The sequence below is a fragment of the Streptomyces sp. NPDC053513 genome, from assembly GCF_044544765.1.
Classification (GTDB): Bacteria; Actinomycetota; Actinomycetes; order Streptomycetales; family Streptomycetaceae; genus Streptomyces; species Streptomyces litmocidini.
On record NZ_JBITXP010000011.1, the window covers coordinates 119,998 to 139,344 of the forward strand.

The following is a 19,347-nucleotide window of genomic DNA, read 5'->3' on the forward strand; positions in this document are numbered from 1 at the left end:
AGGCACGATGTCTGAGAACATCAGCGCAGCCTCGTCCCACACGCTTCTGGAAGGGCGGCTCGGGTATCAGCTCGAGTCCGCCCTTCTGGTGCGTGCGCTGACCCACCGCTCGTACGCGTACGAGAACGGCGGCCTGCCCACCAACGAGCGCCTGGAGTTCCTCGGGGACTCCGTGCTCGGCCTGGTGGTCACGGACACGCTGTACCGCACCCATCCCGACCTGCCGGAAGGCCAGCTGGCCAAACTGCGGGCCGCGGTGGTCAACTCGCGTGCGCTGGCGGAGGTCGGGCGCGGCCTCGAACTCGGCTCCTTCATCCGGCTCGGCCGGGGCGAAGAGGGCACGGGCGGCCGGGACAAGGCGTCCATCCTCGCCGACACCCTCGAAGCGGTGATCGGCGCGGTCTATCTCGACCAGGGACTCGACGCGGCGTCCGAGCTGGTGCACCGGCTCTTCGACCCGCTGATCGAGAAGTCCTCGAACCTCGGTGCCGGCCTGGACTGGAAGACCAGCCTCCAGGAGCTCACCGCGGCCGAGGGCCTGGGCGTCCCGGAGTACCTCGTCTCCGAGGAGGGCCCGGACCACGAGAAGACCTTCACCGCTGCCGCCCGCGTCGGTGGTGTCTCGTACGGCACCGGCACCGGCCGCAGCAAGAAGGAAGCGGAACAGCAGGCGGCGGAGTCCGCGTGGCGCGCGATCCGCGCGGCCGCGGACGAGCGCCTGGCCGCGGCGAAGGCCGCGGCGGACGCCGGCACGGTCGGCGAGCAGGACCGGAAGGACGGGGCCACCCCGGCCACCGCCTGACCGCGATCCCACGCGCACTCCCGCGCTCCTTCGGCAGAGTCTTCCCGCCCGCCCCCGCCAGGGGCGGGCGGAGCTGTTTTCGAGGCTGTTTCCGGAGCCGTTCCGAGGCTGTTTCCGGAGCCGCTCCAGAGCCGTTTCCGGAGCCGTTCCGGAGTCGTTCCGGAGCCGTTCCGGAGCCGTTCCGGAGTCGTTTCCGGGGGAGCGACGGGCTCTCCCCGGGCGGTAGGCTGGCTGGGCCCGTCCGGCGGACCGGGATCGTCGCACCCCGGGACCGCCACCCGTACCCCTCCGGAGGAATCCCGTGCCCGAGCTGCCCGAGGTCGAGGTCGTACGGCGCGGTCTGGAGCGCTGGGTCGCCGGACGGACCGTGGCCGAGGTCGAGGTGCTGCACCCCAGGGCCGTACGGCGCCATCCGGCGGGCGGCGAGGACTTCGCGGCCCGGCTGAAGGGGCAGCGCTTCGAGGGGGCGCGGCGGCGCGGGAAGTACCTCTGGCTGCCGCTGGCGGAGACCGGGACGTCGGTCCTGGGACACCTCGGCATGAGCGGCCAGCTCCTCGTGCAGCCGGAGGACGCCCCGGACGAGAAGCACCTGCGCATCCGGGTCCGCTTCGACGACTCCCTCGGCACCGAGCTGCGCTTCGTCGACCAGCGCACCTTCGGCGGCCTCTCGCTCCACGACCAGACCCCCGACGGGCTCCCGGACGTCATCGCGCACATCGCCCGCGACCCGCTGGACCCGGCCTTCGACGACGCCGCCTTCCAGGGCGCGCTGCGACTGCGCCGTACGACGATCAAGCGGGCCCTGCTCGACCAGTCGCTGATCAGCGGCGTCGGGAACATCTACGCGGACGAGGCGCTCTGGCGCTCGAAGCTGCACTACGACCGGCCGACGGCCGGTCTGACCCGGCCGCGCTCGGCCGAACTCCTCGGGCACGTCAGGGACGTGATGAACGCGGCGCTCGACGCCGGCGGCACCAGCTTCGACAGCCTGTACGTGAACGTCAACGGCGAGTCCGGCTACTTCGACCGCTCGCTGGACGCCTACGGGCGCGAGGACGAGCCCTGTCGCCGCTGCGGCACGCCGATGCGGCGCCGCGCCTGGATGAACCGGTCCAGCTACTTCTGCCCGAGCTGCCAGCGCCCGCCGCGCGCCACCGTCCGATCCGTCAGGCGGTGACGGTCCCGGCGCGCTCCGCGTCGTAGCTCTCGCGGGCGGTCAGGACCTGGTCCATCCGCCCCTCCACCAGCTCGATCAGGCCGATCAGCCGCTCCGCGACCTCACGGCCGAGCGGGGTGAGCCGGTAGTCGACCCGCGGCGGGTTCGTGGGCCGGGCCTCGCGGTGGACGAGGCCGTCGCGCTCCAGGGCGTGCAGGGTCTGCGACAGCATCTTCTCGCTCACGCCGTCGACCCGGCGCCGCAGCTCGTTGAAGCGGAACGTCCCTTCGTGCAGGGCGCCCAGGGTCAGGCTGCCCCAGCGGCCCGTCACGTGCTCCAGCGTGCCGCGCGAGGGGCAGGCGCGCGCGAACACGTCGTAGGCGAGGTCGTCAGTCATGTCTCCACCGTACTCGGACACAGCGCTTACCACCATGCCTGCGCTAACCACTAGCTTGCGCTATCTAAAAGTTAGTGCTCTACTTCTGGTCATCACCCCGTACACCCCTTCGAGGAGTCTTCTGTGACCAGCCCCGTCGTCTCCATCGCCTACCACTCCGGCTACGGCCACACCGCGGTCCTGGCCGAGGCCGTCCGTGACGGCGCCGCCGACGCGGGCGCCACCGTCCACCTGATCAAGGTCGACGAGATCACCGACGCCGAGTGGGAGCTGCTCGACGCCTCCGACGCGATCGTCTTCGGCTCCCCGACCTACATGGGCACCGCCTCCGGCGCCTTCCACCAGTTCGCCGAGGCCACCTCGAAGCGCTGGTTCACCGACGCCTGGCTGGACAAGCTCGCCGCCGGCTTCACCAACTCCGGCTCCAAGAGCGGCGACAAGCTGCACACCCTGCAGTTCTTCCAGACCCTCGCCGGTCAGCACGGCATGACCTGGGTCAACCTCGGCCTGAAGCCCGGCTGGAACACCAGCGAGGCCTCCGAGAACGACCTCAACCGCCTCGGCTTCTTCGCCGGCGCCGGCGCCCAGACCCACAACGACCTCGGCCCGGAGGGCGTCCACAAGGCCGACGTCGCCACCGCCGAACACCTCGGCCGCCGCGTGGCCCGGACCGCCCGCACCTTCGCGGCCGGCAAGGCCGCGGCCTGACCCTCCCGCGCCCGTACGCGCAAGGGCCCCGTCACCCGGAGGTGACGGGGCCCTTTCCCGTGCGGTGCTCGGCTCAGTAGCCGAAGTCCTGGGTCCACCACGGGCCGCCGTCGCCGAAGACGACGCCCACGCCCATGGTCGTGAAGTCGCAGTTCAGGATGTTGGCGCGGTGGCCGTCGCTGTTCATCCAGGAGGCCATCACCGCCGCCGCGTCCACCTGGCCGCGGGCGATGTTCTCGCCGCCCATGCCCGAGACGCCCGCCTGCTCCGCCCGGACCCACGGGGTGTCGCCGTCCGGGTCCGTGTGGTCGAAGAAGCCGCGGGCCGCCATGTCGGCGCTGAACGCGCCGGCCAGCGCCGCGAGCCGCGCGTCCGCGCGTATCGGCGTGCAGCCCACCTTGGCGCGCTCGGCGTTGACCAGGCGGAAGACCTCGGCCTCGGCGGCCTCGCCCCGGTCGGCGGTGGAGGTGACCGGGGGCTTCTGCGCCGGCGTCGCCGTGGTCGGGGCCGGCCTCGGCGCGGGCGCCTTCGTCGTGGGCGCGGCCGAGGTCCTCGGCGCCTCCGGCTTCGGGGCGGGGGCCTTCGTCTTCGGCGGCGCCTTCGAAGGGGCCTTCGACGGCGTCGGGGTCGGCTTCGGGGTGGCCTTCGGGCTCGGCTTCCTGGAGGGGGCCGCCGAGGGGGAGGTGGGGGCGACGTGCTTCCCGGTGTCGGTGTCCGCGCCCGTCACCCTCCCGTCCGAGCCGCCGGCCGGGGACTGCGCGGAGCCGCCCCGCGTCGTCAGCTCCGGGGCCTGCCGGGACTGGACCTGGTGCTCGCTCGTACCGGCGTTGCCGACGGTGAACGCGTCCCCGCCGGGGAGCAGACCCGAGGCGACGGCGACGGCGCCGACCGCGACGGCCGCGGAGGCGCCGAGCAGGCCGGTGCGCACGGGCCGACGGCGGCGGGCGGCACCCCGGTGCGGGCGGTCCGAACCGGCCGCGTAATCTTCTGCGGCGGGTGCGGCGCCGGAGCGACGGTGGCGTCCCATCTGCTCTGCCTTCCTCTTGCTGGTCTTCGCTGGCTTCGCTGCTTCTTTGCCGGGCTTTGCTGATCTTTGCTGTCGGTACCGTTCCGGAGGGAAGTCGAACGGCGCGCGCCCGAACGGGTGAGGTGTGTTCGGTCGGGACTGTACGCGATGGAAGGCCGGGGCGATGTGCTCATCTGGCAATCCGCCCGTTAGCGTGCAGCCATGAGCGACGACGTACGGATGACCGCCTGGGTGCGCGGCCGGGTACAGGGAGTGGGCTTCCGCTGGTTCACCAGGGCAAACGCCCTGGAGATCGGCGGCCTGGTGGGCTTCGCCCTGAACCTCGACGACGGCCGGGTGCAGGTGGTGGCCGAGGGACCGCGTGAGAATTGCCACCGTCTGCTCGACTGGCTCCACTCCGACGACACACCCGGACGTGTGGACGGCGTCACTGAGATCTGGGACACCCCGCGCGGCGGCTACGACGGCTTCGCCATCCGCTGACGATCACGCTCCGACACCCCGCCCGGTGACCCAGAGCGGCACCGGGCGGACACCCGGTAACAGGGGCGTGACCAGCGAAGCACCTGATGGTTGCCATCTGGCGCCGGTCGTGCCAGGCTGCCCCGTAAGGATGATCGCGACGCCCCTGAGGCACCGAGTTCGAAGGCCCCGCCGCCCGTTGAGCGGCCGTGGACTCCTCGGCAGCCCTTCAAACGGGGCGTGATCGTGTTGACCGTCAAACTTTTTGGTGAGATTCTGGAAGCCCCGCGCACCCCAGCTGTTTGGCAGTGGAACCGGCACGACAAGCAGTACTGCCGAGCACCGCGGGTGCGAATCCCTCACGACCCACACCGCTTCGGTCGGTCACTCATTGTGGAGGACCATCCATCATGGCAAAGGCGCTTCTCGGATACGTCGGCGGCTCCGACCCGCGACTCCTCGCCGAGATGCGACGGCTTCAGCAGCGCGTCCAGGACCTCGAATCCGAGCTGGTACGGATCCAGTCCGAGAACGACACGCTCGCCGCTGCCGCCGCTCAGCACCAGGGAGAGTCGCTGCTCAACAGCATCGACCTCGACGTACCCCAGGCAGAGCCTGCGCTCACCTGACAACCCAGCCCCCCAGGGGCCAGGCGGAAAGCACTCTCGTCGGCGCAGCCGAACACCACACCGCTGATCGTGCGGATCGACGCACGTGCACGACAGCTGGATACGCAAGGGACGCTTCGGCGTCCCTTCTTCCTTTCACCCGCCGTTTCCCCCGCGTCCCACCCCTCCTCATCCGAGGATCTGCCCCACGTCATCACGGGTGAAACGCACGGGCCCCGGTAGAGTCGCATGAGTGCACCTCAAGGCCCTGACCCTCCGCGGATTCAAGTCGTTCGCCTCGGCCACCACGCTGCGGTTCGAACCCGGAATCACCTGCGTCGTGGGGCCCAACGGCTCGGGCAAGTCCAACGTCGTGGACGCACTCTCCTGGGTCATGGGCGAGCAGGGCGCCAAATCGCTGCGCGGCGGCAAGATGGAGGACGTCATCTTCGCCGGCACGACCGGGCGCCCGCCGCTCGGCCGCGCCGAGGTCTCGCTGACCATCGACAACTCCGACGGCGCGCTGCCCATCGACTACGCCGAGGTCACCCTCACCCGGATCATGTTCCGCGGCGGCAGCAGCGAGTACCAGATCAACGGCGACACCTGCCGGCTGCTCGACTTCCAGGACCTGCTCTCCGACTCCGGCATCGGACGCGAGATGCACGTCATCGTCGGCCAGGGCCAGCTCGACTCCGTGCTGCACGCCGACCCGATGGGCCGCCGCGCCTTCATCGAGGAGGCCGCCGGCGTCCTGAAGCACCGCAAGCGGAAAGAGAAGGCGCTGCGGAAGCTGGACGCGATGCAGGCCAACCTCGCGCGCGTGCAGGACCTCACCGACGAACTCCGCCGCCGGCTCAAGCCGCTCGGCCGGCAGGCCGCCGTCGCCCGCCGCGCCGTCGTCATCCAGGCCGACCTGCGCGACGCCCGGCTCCGGCTCCTCGCCGACGACCTCGTCCGGCTCCGCGCGGCCCTGGCCGCCGAGGTCGCCGACGAGGCGGCCCTGCTCGCCCGCAAGGAGGCCACCGAGACCGAGCTGCGCGCCGCCCTCGCCGAGGAGGCCGGCCTCGAAGCGGAGGCCCGCACCCTCGTGCCCCGCCTGGAGCGCGCCCAGCAGAACTGGTACGACCTCTCCCAGCTCGCCGAACGCGTGCGGGGCACCGTCTCCCTGGCCGACGCGCGCGTGAAGAGCGCCACCACCGCGCCCGCCGAGGAACGCCGCGGCCGCGACCCGGAGGACCTGGAGCGCGAGGCCGCCCGCGTCCGCGAACAGGAGGCGGAGCTCGAAGCCGCCCTGGAGGCCGCCGAGCGCGCCCTGGAGGACAGCGTCGCCCACCGGGCCGACCTGGAGCGCACCCTCGCGGCCGAGGAACGCCGTCTCAAGGACGCCGCCCGCGCCCTCGCCGACCGCCGCGAGGGCCTCGCCCGGCTCCACGGCCAGGTCAACGCGGCCCGCTCGCGCGCCGCCTCCGCCCAGGCCGAGATCGACCGGCTCGCCGCCGCCCGCGACGAGGCCGCGGAGCGGGCCGCCGCCGCCCAGGAGGAGTACGAGCAGCTCAAGGCCGAGGTCGACGGACTCGACGCGGAGGACACCGAGCACGCCGAGCGCTACGAGGCCGCCCGCCGCGAACTCGCCGACGCGGAGGCCGCCCTCGGCGCCGCCCGCGAGGCCGCCGCCACCGCCGAACGCCGCCGCGCCGCGACCAAGGCCCGGCACGACACCCTCGCCCTCGGGCTGCGCCGCAAGGACGGCACCGACGCGCTGCTCTCCGCCGGACTCAGCGGACTCCTCGGCCCGGCGGCCGAACTCCTCACCGTCACCCCCGGGTACGAGATCCCCGTCGCCGCCGCCCTCGGCGCCGCCGCCGACGCGCTCGCCGCCGACGGCCCCGCCGCCGCCGCCGAGGCCCTGCGCCTGCTGCGCAAGCAGGACGCGGGCCGGGCCTCGCTGATCCTGGCCGGAGCCCCCGAGCCGGAGCGCCCCACGGAGGCCGGACGCCACCCGCACGCCGCCGACCTGGTCGACGGACCCGCCGAAGTCCTGGCCGCCGTCCGCCGGCTGCTCACCGGAACCGTGGTCGTCGGAGACCTCGACGAGGCCGTCGAACTGCTCAGGTCCCGGCCCGAGCTGACCGCCGTCACCGCCGAAGGCGACCTGCTCGGCGCGCACTTCGCGCACGGCGGCTCCGCCGGTGCGCCCAGCCTCCTCGAAGTCCAGGCCTCGGTCGCCGAGGCCGCCGCCGAGCTCGACGAACTGGGCGTGCGGTGCGAGGAGTTCGCCCGCGCACAGCAGGAGGCCGCCGAACGGCGCCGCCACGCCGCCGCGCTCGTCGAGGAGCTCGACACCCGCCGCCGCGCCGGCGAGCGCGAGAGGTCCGCCGTCGCCCAGCGGCTCGGCCGGCTCGCCGGCCAGGCCAGGGGAGCGGCGGGGGAGGCCGAGCGGACCGCGGCCGCCGCCGCCCGCGCCCAGGAGGCCCTGGAGAAGGCCACCGCCGAAGCCGAGGAACTGGCCGAACGGCTCCTCGCCGCCGAGGAGATGCCGGCCGAGGACGAGCCCGACACCTCCACCCGCGACCGGCTCGCGAGCGACGGCGCCCAGGCGCGCCAGACCGAGATGGAGGCGCGGCTCCAGGTCCGTACCCACGAGGAGCGGGTCAAGGGCCTCGCCGGGCGGGCCGACTCGCTCGAACGGGCCGCCCGCGCCGAACGGGAGGCACGCGCGCGTGCCGAGCAGCGCCGGGCCAGACTGCGCCACGAGGAGCGGGTCGCGGGCGCGGTCGCCGCGGGCGCCCGCACCCTCCTGGCCCATGTCGAGGTCTCCCTGGCGCGTGCCGGGCGGGAGCGGGAGGCGGCCGAGGCGGCGCGGGCGGAACGGGAGCGGGGCCTGACGGCCGCCCGCGCCAGGGGCCGGGACCTCAAGGCCGAGCTCGACAAGCTGACCGACTCCGTGCACCGGGGAGAGGTGCTCGGCGCGGAGAAGCGGCTGCGGATCGAGCAGCTGGAGGCGAAGGCGCTGGAGGAGTTCGGCGTGGAGGCGACCGCCCTGGTCGCCGAGTACGGACCGGACCAGCCCGTGCCCCCGTCGCCGACGGCGGAGGGCGAGGAGGCGGGGGACCCGGAGTCCGAGGAGCCGCGTCCGTTCGTCCGTTCGGAGCAGGAGAAGCGGCTGAAGGCCGCCGAACGGGCGTACCACCAGCTCGGCAAGGTCAACCCGCTGGCACTGGAGGAGTTCGCGGCCCTGGAGGAGCGGCACCGGTTCCTCTCGGAGCAGCTGGAGGACCTGAGGAAGACCCGTGCCGACCTGCTTCAGGTCGTGAAGGAGGTGGACCTGCGGGTCGAGCAGGTCTTCACCGAGGCCTACCGGGACACCGCCCGCGAGTTCGAGGGCGTCTTCTCGCGGCTCTTCCCGGGCGGCGAGGGCCGGCTGGTCCTCACCGACCCGGACAACATGCTCACCACCGGCGTCGAGGTGGAGGCCCGCCCGCCGGGCAAGAAGGTCAAGCGGCTCTCGCTGCTCTCCGGCGGCGAGCGCTCGCTCACCGCCGTGGCGCTGCTCGTCTCGATCTTCAAGGCCCGGCCCAGCCCGTTCTACGTGATGGACGAGGTCGAGGCGGCGCTCGACGACACCAACCTCCAGCGGCTCATCGGGATCATGCGGGAGCTCCAGGAGTCCTCGCAGCTGATCGTGATCACGCACCAGAAGCGGACGATGGAGGTCGCGGACGCGCTGTACGGCGTCTCCATGCAGGGCGACGGCGTCTCGAAGGTGATCAGCCAGCGGCTCCGCTGAAGGAAATCGTTCAAGTCGTGAAACCAGCCAGCTTCGCTGTGCGCTTGAAGTCATACGACATCGGCTATTGACTTCGAAACTTGAAGGCATAGTCTCTGCAACGTTGCTTTTACCTTCACGTGGTGGGCGGCGTGAAGTTGTGCGCCACTGGAAGGGCTTACCCCCCACCGAGGAGTCCATGTGACCGACACCGCTCAGGCGCCCACGCCGCCGCCTTCCGAAGGCCGAGCCGCACACCCGGACCACCTCGGCCACGTCATCTTCATCACGGCCTCCGCCGCGATGGGCGGGTTCCTCTTCGGATACGACAGCTCCGTCATCAACGGCGCCGTCGAGGCGATCCGGGACCGCTACGACATCGGCTCCGGCACCCTCGCCCAGGTCATCGCCATCGCCCTGATCGGCTGCGCCATCGGCGCCGCCACCGCCGGCCGGATCGCCGACCGCATCGGCCGCATCCGCTGCATGCAGATCTCCGCGGTGCTCTTCGCCGTCAGCGCCGTCGGCTCCGCGCTGCCCTTCGCCCTCTGGGACCTCGCCCTCTGGCGGATCATCGGCGGCTTCGCCATCGGCATGGCCTCCGTCATCGGCCCCGCGTACATCGCCGAGGTCGCCCCCGCCGCCTACCGCGGCCGCCTCGGCTCCTTCCAGCAGGCCGCCATCGTCATCGGCATCGCCATCTCCCAGCTGGTCAACTACGGCATCCTCCAGCTCGCCGACGGCGAGCAGCGCGGCGAGATCGGCGGCCTGGAGGCCTGGCAGTGGATGCTCGGCGTGATGGTCGTCCCCGCCTTCCTCTACGGCCTGCTCTCCTTCGCGATCCCCGAGTCCCCCCGCTTCCTCATCTCCGTCGGGAGGATCGACCGGGCCAAGGAGGTCCTCGCCGAGGTCGAGGGCAAGGGCGTCGACCTGGACCACCGGGTGGACGAGATCGAGCAGGCCATGCGCCGCGAGCACAAGTCCACCTTCTGGGACCTGTTCGTCACCGGCAGCCGCTTCAAGCTGCTGCCCATCGTCTGGGTGGGCATCGGACTCTCGGTCTTCCAGCAGCTCGTCGGCATCAACGTCGCCTTCTACTACTCCGCGACGCTCTGGCAGTCCGTCGGCATCGACCCGTCCAGCTCGTTCTTCTACTCGTTCACCACGTCGATCATCAACATCATCGGCACGGTGATCGCGATGGTCCTGGTCGACCGGGTCGGCCGCAGGCCGCTCGCCCTCGTCGGCTCCGCCGGCATGGCGATCGCCCTCGCCTTCGAGGCCTGGGCCTTCTCCGCCGACCTCGTCGACGGCAAGCTCCCCAACACCCAGGGCGTCGTGGCCCTCGTCGCCGCCCACGTCTTCGTGCTCTTCTTCGCCCTCTCCTGGGGCGTGGTGGTCTGGGTCTTCCTCGGCGAGATGTTCCCCAACCGGATCCGCGCCGCGGCCCTCGGCGTCGCCGCCTCCGCCCAGTGGATCGCCAACTGGGCCATCACCGCCAGCTTCCCGTCCCTCGCGGACTGGAACCTCTCCGGCACCTACATCATCTACACGGTCTTCGCCGTGCTCTCGATCCCCTTCGTGCTGCGGTACGTCAAGGAGACGAAGGGCAAGGCGTTGGAGGAGATGGGCTAATCCCCGCTGCCCCTCTCCTCGCGACGACCGCCCCGGTCGCGGGCCCCATGCCCGCGTCCGGGGCGGTGCGCGTCCGGGGCGGCGAGGCCCGTACGGGCCACCGGTTCACGCCGTGAGCCGCGGCAGCACCTCCTCGCAGAACAGCCGCAGGCTCCGCCACCCCTCCTCGACCGGCATCCCGCCGCACAGCGGATGCAGCACCGGACTCTCCAGACCGAGCGCCAGGCACTCCTCCGGGGTGACCACCCGGTACACCCCCTCCGCCCGCAGCTCCGCCACCGTCGTCGCCGTCGACCGCACCGCCGACCGGATGTCCTTCGACTGCCAGGAGGCGTACGTCCGCGCCTCGTGCAGGAAGTGCCCGCCGTGCTCGGCCCAGGTCCGGTCCGGGTCCTCCGACAGGTGCAGCAGCGGGGTCCTCTCGGCCGGCATCATCGTCCAGCCCTCCGTGCCGTACTCCGCGCACCGCTCCCGGTAGTACTCCTCCAGCTCCGGCAGGTGCGCGCTCGGGAAGAACGGCAGCCCCAGCCGGGCCGCCCGCCGCGCCGCCGCCCGCGAGGAGCCCCCCACCAGCAGCATCGGGTGCGGCCGGGTGAAGGGCCGCGGGGTGACCCGTACCGTACGGCCCTGATAGGTGAACGGCTCCCCGGTCCAGGCCGTGAGCAGGGTCTCCAGGAGCAGGTCCTGGAGCCTGCCCCGCCGGCCCCAGTCGACCCCGCGCTCCTCGTACTCCTCCGGCCGGTAGCCGATCCCGGCCACCGTCACCAGCCGGCCCCCGCTCAGCAGGTCCAGGACCGCGATGTCCTCGGCCAGCCGCAGCGGATCGTGCAGCGGGCCGATGATCGCCGAGACGGTGACCGCGATCCGGCGCGTCGCGCCGAAGACCGCGCCCGCGAAGGCGAAGGGGGAGGGCAGCCAGTTGTTCTCGACCCCGTGGTGCTCCTCGGTCTGCACGGTGTCGACGCCGTGCTCGTCGGCGTACGCGGCCATGGCGAGCGCGGCCCGGTAGCGCTCCGAGAGGGAGTCGGGGGTCGCGCGGGGATCGACGAGGTTGAACCGTACGACGCTGAACGGCATGGGAAGTCCCCCTTCGCTGGTGCGCGGAAGGGGGACGTTATCTGACGTGGCGTCAGATGGAAACGGTCTCGCGCACCTCGGCGGGCGCCGCCGGCACCTTCTCCGGGGTGCGCGGCAGCACCGCGTACAGCACGCCGGCAGCCACGATCGTCACCGCCCAGCCCAGACCGTTCTCGCCGATCCAGGACGAGGCGAGCGGACCGGAGAACCAGTCCACCTTCGTGAACAGCAGGCCCACGACCAGCGCCACGGCCCACGCCGTCATCGCCTGCCAGGCGAAACCGCCCCGGTACCAGTAGGCGCTGGTCCTCGTCGTGTCCATCAGCGCCGCCGCGTCGTACGACCTCCGGCGCAGCATGTCCACGCCGAAGACTCCGATCCACGCCGAGAACGCCACCGCCAGCAGCGTCAGGAAGGAGATGAACGAGCCGATGAAGCTGGACGCCACCACCATCAGCAGGAAACCGAAGACCAGGCTGATCACGGCGTTCACGCTCACCGCCGCCGCACGCGGCACCCTGATGCCCAGGGTCTGCGCCGTGAAGCCGGCCGAGTACATCGACATCGAGTTGATCAGCACCATCCCGATCAGCGCGATCACCAGGTACGGCACGGAGATCCACATCGGCAGCAGCTCGCCGATGAAGGAGACCGGGTCCTGCGCCGAGGCCAGGTCCGGCGTGGACACCGCCATCACCGCGCCCATCAGCACCATCGGGAGCACCACGATCCCGGCACCGCCGACCGTCGAGCCGACCATGGCCCGCGAGGAGGCCGTCCGGGGCAGGTAGCGCGTGAAGTCGGGGCCCGAGGGCACCCAGCTGATGCCGCCGGCCGCGATCGTGCCGATGCCCGCGACCGTCATCGCCGTCGAACCGGCCGGCTTGTCGAAGACCGCCGACCAGTCGGTGTCGGCCACCAGATAGGCCAGGACGAGCACCGAGAAGGCGCCGAAGAGGTACGTCGACCACTTGCTGCACACCCGCAGCGCGTTGATCCCGAGGCCCGAGACCAGGAACGTGCTGGTCACGAAGAGAAGCAGCGTCACCACGATCAGGAGCGTGTTCGACTTCACGCCGAAGAGGAGATCGAGGACGGTCAGCACCGCGTACGCGCCGGTGACCGCGTTGATGGTCTCCCAGCCCCAGCGGGCCACCCAGATCAGCGCCCCGGGAAAAAGGTTTCCGCGCTGACCGAACACGGCCCGCGACAGCGCCATGCCGGGCGCCCCGCCGCGCTTCCCCGCGATCGATATCAGACCGACGATCCCGTACGAGAGGACCGGCGCCGCGACCGCCACCGTCAGGACCTGCCAGAAGTTCAGGCCGTTGAAGACGATCAGACCGGCGCCCATCGTGAGCAGCAGCACGCTGATGTTGGCCGCGACCCAGGTCGGGAAGAGCTCGCGGACCCGGCCGGTCCGCTCGGCGTCGGGGACGGGTTCGAGACCGCGGGTCTCCATCGCGCCGTCGTGCGTCGCGCCTGCGGCTTCGGAGGCGTCGTGGGGCATGGGGGTACTCCGTACGGATGTGGGGGATCCGCACATCGTACATTCACGCCCTAACGATCAAAGGGTGCGTCAGCTCACAGAACGGGCCGGCGCACCCTCCGGAGGAGCCTCCCTCTCCCGCACCGGTCCGATGCCGGACGGGTCGTGACCCCGCCCCGGGGGCCTTCCCGCCGGCACACGGCCGAACGGCGGACCGGCCCGGCCCGGAGGGGCGTGCCCCCGCCCGGAGAACGAGGGGGCGCGGGGGAGGCCACGCCATACTGGTGAGGTTATGGAACTCATCCTTGCTGTAGTCATCGCTCTGGTCGTCGCGGTCGCCGTGACGAGCGGGCTCGTGATCAGCGGTCGCAAGAAGAAGCAGCTGCCGCCGGCCGAGCCGCCGTCCACCACGCCGACCATCACCGCTCCGCCCGCCGAACCGCACGTCGGCGAGGAGGCGGAGACACCGCGGGAGGAACCACGCCGCACGGTCGAGGAGGTCGAACTCCCCACCGAGACGCCCTCCGGCGCCACGGTCGTCGAGGAGCCGCTCGCCGAGGAACCCCTCGTCGTGGAGCCCGAGGCTCCCGAGATCGAGGTGCCCGAGCCGACCGCCGGCCGACTCGTACGGCTCCGGGCCCGGCTCGCCCGCTCCCAGAACTCGCTCGGCAAGGGGCTGCTCACGCTCCTGTCCCGCGAGCACCTCGACGAGGACACCTGGGAGGAGATCGAGGAGACCCTCCTCACGGCCGACGTCGGCGTCGCGCCCACCCAGGAGCTCGTCGACCGGCTCCGCGAGCGCGTCAAGGTGCTCGGCACCCGCACCCCCGACGAGCTGCGCGGCCTGCTCCGCGAGGAGCTCGTCGCCCTCCTCGGCGACTTCGACCGCACGGTGAAGACCGAGAGCCCCGAGGACACCCCGGGCGTGGTCATGGTCGTCGGCGTCAACGGCACCGGCAAGACCACCACCACCGGCAAGCTGGCCCGGGTCCTCGTCGCCGACGGCAAGTCCGTCGTCCTCGGCGCCGCCGACACCTTCCGCGCCGCCGCCGCCGACCAGCTCCAGACCTGGGGCGAGCGCGTCGGCGCCCGCACCGTGCGCGGGCCGGAGGGCGGCGACCCGGCGTCGATCGCCTTCGACGCGGTCAAGGAGGGCATCGCCGAGAAGGCCGACGTCGTCCTCATCGACACCGCCGGCCGGCTCCACACCAAGACCGGCCTCATGGACGAGCTCGGCAAGGTCAAGCGCGTCGTCGAGAAGCACGGCCCGCTCGACGAGGTGCTCCTCGTCCTCGACGCCACCACCGGCCAGAACGGCCTGATCCAGGCCCGCGTCTTCGCCGAGGTCGTGGACATCACCGGCATCGTGCTCACCAAGCTCGACGGCACCGCCAAGGGCGGCATCGTCGTCGCCGTCCAGCGCGAGCTGGGCGTCCCGGTCAAGCTGGTCGGCCTGGGCGAGGGCCCCGACGACCTGGCGCCCTTCGAGCCGGGCGCCTTCGTCGACGCCCTGATCGGCGACTGACACCTCGTACGGACGCCGTACGGCACGCGGAAGGGCCCTCACCACCAGGTGGCGAGGGCCCTTCCGCGTACCGGGGATCAGAAGTGCGTCCGATGGCAGATGTACGCCAGGGTGCCGAGCAGCAGCCGGGCCTGCGGGGGCGCGCCCGCCGTGTCCAGCGTCGGGGGCCGCAGCCAGCGCACCGGCCCGAGCCCGCCCAGGTCCGACGGGGGAGCGGTGACGTGGGAGCCGGGCCCCAGACAGTGCAGGTCCAGATCGGCGTCGTCCCAGCCCATCCGGTACAGCAGCTGCGGCAGCTCGGCCGCCGCGCCCGGGGCGACGAAGAACCGCGCCCGGCCGGTCGGGGTCGCGCACACCGGGCCCAGCGGCAGCCCCATGCGCTCCAGCCGCACCAGCGCCCGACGGCCCGCGGCCTCGGCGACCTCGATCACGTCGAAGGCCCGGCCGACCGGGAGCAGCAGCGTCGCGCCCGGGTACTCGGACCACGCCTTGGTGGCGACGTCGAGGCCGGCGCCCGCCGGGACCGGTTCCGCGAAGGGGAGGGGGTGCGCGCCCGGGGCCGCGCAGGCCGGATCCCCGCAGGAGCACCGGCCGGAGACGGCCCGCGTGCCGGGGACGACGTCCCAGCCCCACAGGCCCGTGTACTCGGCCACCGCTGTGCACTCCGTGGTGCGTACGCGGCGGCGTGCGCCGGACCGCATCTCACGAATGCCGCCGATCGTGAAACCCATGCCCCCTCCAACGGGTAGAGCGCGCCGGTGGTTACGACCCGGAGCACCGCCGTCACCCTTCGTCACGGTCCGTCGCCGGGGTGTGGCGCGCGGTCGTGAGCGGGGTGGTGCGGACCCTGGCGCACGCCTCTCCGCGCTTCCGTCCGCCGACTCCGGTTCGTCGCATGTCAAGTGAATCGCGTTCCGCGCGTGGCGAGTTCATTCGAAGGGGTGGCGAATGGTGGCGTTTCTTGAATCGCCCTCGTGGAGGGGTGATCGTAGGATTACTTTCGGTACTCGAAGCTCGGGCCCGGTCGCACGCGTGGGTATGCCGGTGGCAACCCGGTTTCCAGTTCGAAGGAGGACGAACGTCGGACAGGTGCCGCGAGAGGCGGCATTCTGATAGGGGTTCGGACGACAGGTCATCAGGTGGATGGGGGCGTTCCAGTGAGCGGCAACGGCGCAGACGGTACGACTGCCGGCAAGCGCCCGAACGAGCAGCTGGGCTCGTGGTTCGTGCGCAGCGGCTGGTCCAAGGGCGAACTGGCGCGCCAGGTGAACCGCAGGGCCCGCCAGATGGGCGCGCACCACATCTCCACGGACACCTCGCGCGTGCGCCGCTGGCTCGACGGCGAGCAGCCCCGCGAGCCGATCCCGCGGATCCTCTCCGAGCTCTTCTCCGAGCGCTTCGGCTCCGTCGTCGCCATCGAGGACCTCGGACTGCGCACCGCCCACCAGTCGCCCTCCGTCTCCGGCGTCGACCTGCCCTGGGCCGGCCCGCAGACCGTCGCCCTGCTCAGCGAGTTCTCCCGCAGCGACCTCATGCTCGCCCGCCGGGGCTTCCTCGGCTCCTCCCTCCAGCTCGCCGCGGGACCCGCCCTCATCGAACCGATGCAGCGCTGGCTCGTCCCCACCCCCACCGGCGACGTCGAGCGCCCCGAGCCCCTCGTGGACCCCCGCCGCCCCCACCGGCTCTCCGAGGTCGAGCTCGACCTCCTGGAGTCCACCACCGCCATGTTCCGCAAGTGGGACGCCCAGTGCGGCGGCGGACTGCGCCGCAAGGCCGTCGTCGGCCAGCTCCACGAGGTCACCGATCTCCTCCAGGAGCCCCAGCCCGCCGCCACCGCCAAGCGCCTCTTCACCTGCGCCGCCGAGCTCGCCGAACTCGCCGGCTGGATGAGCTACGACGTCGGCCTCCAGCCCACCGCCCAGAAGTACTTCGTGCTCGCCCTGCACGCCGCCAAGGAGGCCGGGGACAAGCCCCTCGGCTCGTACATCCTCTCCTCCATGAGCCGCCAGATGATCCATCTCGGCCGGCCCGACGACGCCCTCGAACTCATCCACCTCGCCCAGTACGGCAGTCGGGACTGCGCCACCGCCCGCACCCAGGCCATGCTGTATGCGATGGAGGCCCGTGCCTACGCCAACATGGGGCAGCCCTCCAAGTGCAAGCGGGCCGTCCGGATGGCCGAGGACACCTTCGCCGACGCCGGCCTCGACGGCGAGCCCGAGCCCGACTGGATCGGCTTCTTCTCCGAGGCCGAGCTCAACGGCGAGAACTCCCACTCCTACCGCGACCTCGCCTACGTCGCCGGCCGCTCCCCGACCTACGCCTCGCTCGCCGAGCCCGTCATGGAGCGGGCCGTCGAACTCTTCGAGAAGGACCCCGACCACCAGCGGTCCTACGCCCTCAACCTGATCGGCATGGCCACCGTCCACCTCCTCAAGCGCGAGCCCGAGCAGTCCGTGGTCCTCGCCGAGAAGGCCCTCGGCGTCGCCCGCAGCATCCGCTCCGAACGGGTCAACACCCGGCTCCGCAAGACCGTCGACCACGCCGCCCGCAACTACAGCGACGTCGCCGAGGTCGTCCAGCTCACCGACCGGCTCACCCAGCTCCTCCCCGAGGCCGCCGAAGCGGTCTGACCCCACCAGGCCCCCTGCGGGGCCCGCCCCGGCCCCCCTGCGGGGCCCGCACAGACCCCGGCCGCGCCGGCCGTCCCGTAAAGCCCGACTCGGCTCCCCCGCCGCAAGGTCACACGGACGCCCGGCGCGGCCGGTTTCGTTTCCCGGGAGACCCCTGGCGTCCCCCCGTACCGACACGGCCGTTCACGGTCGCGTAACACGCCCCACCCCTTCGTCACCGCTGCGAAACATCGAGCGGCATCGGCGGAAACCGCGCTGCGCGAATCTCTGGCCCATAACCGGCCACTCCCTCTCGCGGCCGGACGCTCCCCGGCCCCGCCCCGCACAGGCCGCATTCGACGACGAGGAGACGCCGATGGCACCAGCCATCACGACCCTGGCCGCAGACGCCCCCGCGCTGTCCGCCGCCAACACCGGGTTCATGCTCATCTGCTCCGCCCTGGTCATGCTGATGACCCCGGCGCTCGCCTTCTTCTACGGAGGCATGGTCCGCGTCAAGTCCACCCTCAACATGCTGATGATGAGCTTCATCAGCCTCGGGATCGTCACGATCCTCTGGGTGCTCTTCGGCTTCAGCGTCGCCTTCGGCACCGACTCGGGCTCGCTGATCGGCTGGTCCTCCGAGTACGTCGGCCTCAGCGGCATCGGCATCACCGAGCTGTGGGACGGGTACACCATCCCGGTCTACGTCTTCGCCGTCTTCCAGCTGATGTTCGCGATCATCACGCCCGCCCTCATCAGCGGCGCCCTCGCCGACCGCGTCAAGTTCACCGCCTGGGCCCTCTTCATCACCCTCTGGGTCACGATCGTCTACTTCCCCGTCGCTCACTGGGTCTGGGGCGCGGGCGGCTGGCTCTTCGAGATGGGCGTCATCGACTTCGCCGGCGGCACCGCCGTCCACATCAACGCGGGCGCCGCCGCCCTCGGCGTCATCCTCGTCATCGGCAAGCGCGTCGGCTTCAAGAAGGACCCGATGCGCCCGCACAGCCTCCCGCTGGTCATGCTCGGCGCCGGCCTCCTCTGGTTCGGCTGGTTCGGCTTCAACGCCGGCTCCTGGCTCGGCAACGACGACGGCGTCGGCGCCGTGATGTTCGTCAACACCCAGGTCGCCACCGCCGCCGCCATGCTCGCCTGGCTCGCGTACGAGAAGGTCCGCCACGGCTCCTTCACCACCCTCGGCGCCGCCTCCGGCGCGGTCGCCGGCCTCGTCGCCATCACCCCCTCCGGCGGCTCCTGCTCCCCGCTCGGCGCCATCGCCATCGGCGCGATCGCCGGCCTCCTGTGCGCCATGGCCGTCGGCCTCAAGTACAAGTTCGGCTACGACGACTCCCTCGACGTCGTCGGCGTCCACCTCGTCGGCGGCGTCGTCGGCTCCCTCCTCGTCGGCCTCTTCGCCACCGGCGGCGTCCAGTCCGACGCCAAGGGCCTCCTCTACGGCGGCGGCCTCGAACAGCTCGGCAAGCAGGCCGTCGGAGTCTTCGCGGTCCTCGCCTACTCCCTGATCGCCTCCGCCGTCCTCGCCCTGATCATCGACAAGACGATGGGGATGCGGGTCAGCGAGGACGACGAGGTCTCCGGCATCGACCAGGTCGAGCACGCCGAGACCGCGTACGACTTCAGCGGGGCCGGCGGCGGCGTCACCGGACGCAGCACCGCCCCGGCGACGCCCGTCCCGAGCGAGAACAAGAAGGTGGACGCATGAAGCTCATCACCGCGGTCGTGAAGCCGCACCGGCTCGACGAGATCAAGGAGGCCCTCCAGGCGTTCGGCGTGCACGGCCTCACCGTCACCGAGGCCAGCGGCTACGGCCGCCAGCGCGGCCACACCGAGGTCTACCGGGGCGCCGAGTACACCGTCGACCTGGTCCCCAAGATCCGCATCGAGGTCCTCGTCGAGGACGAGGACGCCGAACAGCTCATCGACGTCGTCGTGAAGGCCGCCAGGACCGGCAAGATCGGAGACGGCAAGGTGTGGAGCGTGCCGGTCGAGACCGCCGTACGGGTCCGCACCGGCGAGCGCGGTCCGGACGCACTGTAAGCGGAAGCACGGATGGGAGCCG

16 protein-coding genes are annotated in these 19,347 nt (G+C 71.9%); 11 read left to right on the top strand and 5 right to left on the bottom strand.

The window, feature by feature from the left end:
- The first annotated feature begins 7 nt into the window (after positions 1 to 7).
- Both rnc and mutM read left to right on the top strand, forming a co-directional pair.
- Positions 8 to 802, top strand: coding sequence for a ribonuclease III (gene rnc / locus ACIGW4_RS20925; protein ID WP_123455586.1), 795 nt, complete (start codon positions 8 to 10; stop codon positions 800 to 802).
- Between the two features lie 301 nt (positions 803 to 1,103).
- Positions 1,104 to 1,979, top strand: coding sequence for a bifunctional DNA-formamidopyrimidine glycosylase/DNA-(apurinic or apyrimidinic site) lyase (mutM, locus tag ACIGW4_RS20930; protein WP_123455587.1), 876 nt, complete (start codon positions 1,104 to 1,106; stop codon positions 1,977 to 1,979).
- Here mutM and ACIGW4_RS20935 read toward each other — a convergent pair.
- On the bottom strand, positions 1,969 to 2,355 hold the full coding sequence (locus tag ACIGW4_RS20935; protein WP_123455588.1) for a helix-turn-helix domain-containing protein: 387 nt from the start codon (positions 2,353 to 2,355) through the stop codon (positions 1,969 to 1,971). The genes mutM and ACIGW4_RS20935 overlap by 11 nt on opposite strands.
- A 123-nt stretch (positions 2,356 to 2,478) precedes the next feature.
- Between ACIGW4_RS20935 and ACIGW4_RS20940 the strand changes: the two genes are divergently transcribed.
- Entirely contained in the window at positions 2,479 to 3,063 is a 585-nt protein-coding gene (locus tag ACIGW4_RS20940; RefSeq protein ID WP_123455589.1) for a flavodoxin family protein, read from the top strand.
- Between the two features lie 73 nt (positions 3,064 to 3,136).
- On the opposite strand, the gene ACIGW4_RS20945 is transcribed toward ACIGW4_RS20940, so the two are convergent.
- The gene (locus tag ACIGW4_RS20945) at positions 3,137 to 4,090 is read right to left on the bottom strand and encodes a CAP domain-containing protein (protein ID WP_399582199.1); all 954 of its coding nucleotides are present in this window, start codon (positions 4,088 to 4,090) and stop codon (positions 3,137 to 3,139) included.
- 201 nt (positions 4,091 to 4,291) lie between these two features.
- On the opposite strand from ACIGW4_RS20945, the gene ACIGW4_RS20950 reads away from it, so the two are divergent.
- From ACIGW4_RS20950 to ACIGW4_RS20965, 4 genes are all read left to right on the top strand, one after another.
- Positions 4,292 to 4,573 carry an acylphosphatase gene (locus tag ACIGW4_RS20950; protein WP_030690661.1) on the top strand — a complete coding sequence of 94 codons (282 nt, stop codon included), beginning with the start codon at positions 4,292 to 4,294 and terminating at the stop codon, positions 4,571 to 4,573.
- 389 nt (positions 4,574 to 4,962) lie between these two features.
- Complete coding sequence (locus ACIGW4_RS20955) at positions 4,963 to 5,181, top strand: hypothetical protein (protein WP_030690660.1); 219 nt, start codon at positions 4,963 to 4,965, stop codon at positions 5,179 to 5,181.
- Between the two features lie 232 nt (positions 5,182 to 5,413).
- Positions 5,414 to 8,950, top strand: coding sequence for a chromosome segregation protein SMC (smc, locus tag ACIGW4_RS20960; RefSeq protein ID WP_399582203.1), 3,537 nt, complete (start codon positions 5,414 to 5,416; stop codon positions 8,948 to 8,950).
- Positions 8,951 to 9,130: 180 nt separating this feature from the next.
- The gene (locus tag ACIGW4_RS20965; RefSeq protein ID WP_398707681.1) at positions 9,131 to 10,564 is read left to right on the top strand and encodes a sugar porter family MFS transporter; all 1,434 of its coding nucleotides are present in this window, start codon (positions 9,131 to 9,133) and stop codon (positions 10,562 to 10,564) included.
- A 105-nt stretch (positions 10,565 to 10,669) separates the two neighbouring features.
- On the opposite strand, the gene ACIGW4_RS20970 is transcribed toward ACIGW4_RS20965, so the two are convergent.
- Positions 10,670 to 11,641 (bottom strand): LLM class flavin-dependent oxidoreductase, encoded by a 972-nt coding sequence (locus ACIGW4_RS20970; protein ID WP_123455598.1) that lies wholly within the window; start codon positions 11,639 to 11,641, stop codon positions 10,670 to 10,672.
- A 52-nt stretch (positions 11,642 to 11,693) separates the two neighbouring features.
- The gene (locus tag ACIGW4_RS20975; protein ID WP_398707683.1) at positions 11,694 to 13,151 is read right to left on the bottom strand and encodes a cytosine permease; all 1,458 of its coding nucleotides are present in this window, start codon (positions 13,149 to 13,151) and stop codon (positions 11,694 to 11,696) included.
- A 271-nt stretch (positions 13,152 to 13,422) separates the two neighbouring features.
- On the opposite strand from ACIGW4_RS20975, the gene ftsY reads away from it, so the two are divergent.
- On the top strand, positions 13,423 to 14,655 hold the full coding sequence (gene ftsY, locus ACIGW4_RS20980; protein ID WP_123455600.1) for a signal recognition particle-docking protein FtsY: 1,233 nt from the start codon (positions 13,423 to 13,425) through the stop codon (positions 14,653 to 14,655).
- A 77-nt stretch (positions 14,656 to 14,732) separates the two neighbouring features.
- On the opposite strand, the gene ACIGW4_RS20985 is transcribed toward ftsY, so the two are convergent.
- Positions 14,733 to 15,386 carry a bifunctional DNA primase/polymerase gene (locus ACIGW4_RS20985; protein WP_399582209.1) on the bottom strand — a complete coding sequence of 218 codons (654 nt, stop codon included), beginning with the start codon at positions 15,384 to 15,386 and terminating at the stop codon, positions 14,733 to 14,735.
- 426 nt (positions 15,387 to 15,812) lie between these two features.
- Between ACIGW4_RS20985 and ACIGW4_RS20990 the strand changes: the two genes are divergently transcribed.
- The 3 genes from ACIGW4_RS20990 to ACIGW4_RS21000 all read left to right on the top strand — a co-directional run bounded on the left by ACIGW4_RS20990 (position 15,813) and on the right by ACIGW4_RS21000 (position 19,325).
- Positions 15,813 to 17,288: a hypothetical protein gene (locus tag ACIGW4_RS20990; RefSeq protein WP_123455602.1), complete on the top strand. Its 1,476-nt coding sequence runs from the start codon at positions 15,813 to 15,815 to the stop codon at positions 17,286 to 17,288.
- A 355-nt stretch (positions 17,289 to 17,643) separates the two neighbouring features.
- A complete protein-coding gene (locus tag ACIGW4_RS20995; RefSeq protein ID WP_123455603.1) occupies positions 17,644 to 18,990 on the top strand; it encodes an ammonium transporter in 1,347 nt (448 codons plus the stop codon).
- Positions 18,987 to 19,325 carry a P-II family nitrogen regulator gene (locus ACIGW4_RS21000; RefSeq protein WP_015036464.1) on the top strand — a complete coding sequence of 113 codons (339 nt, stop codon included), beginning with the start codon at positions 18,987 to 18,989 and terminating at the stop codon, positions 19,323 to 19,325. The genes ACIGW4_RS20995 and ACIGW4_RS21000 overlap by 4 nt, the downstream gene beginning before the upstream one ends.
- The last annotated feature ends 22 nt before the right edge of the window (positions 19,326 to 19,347 follow it).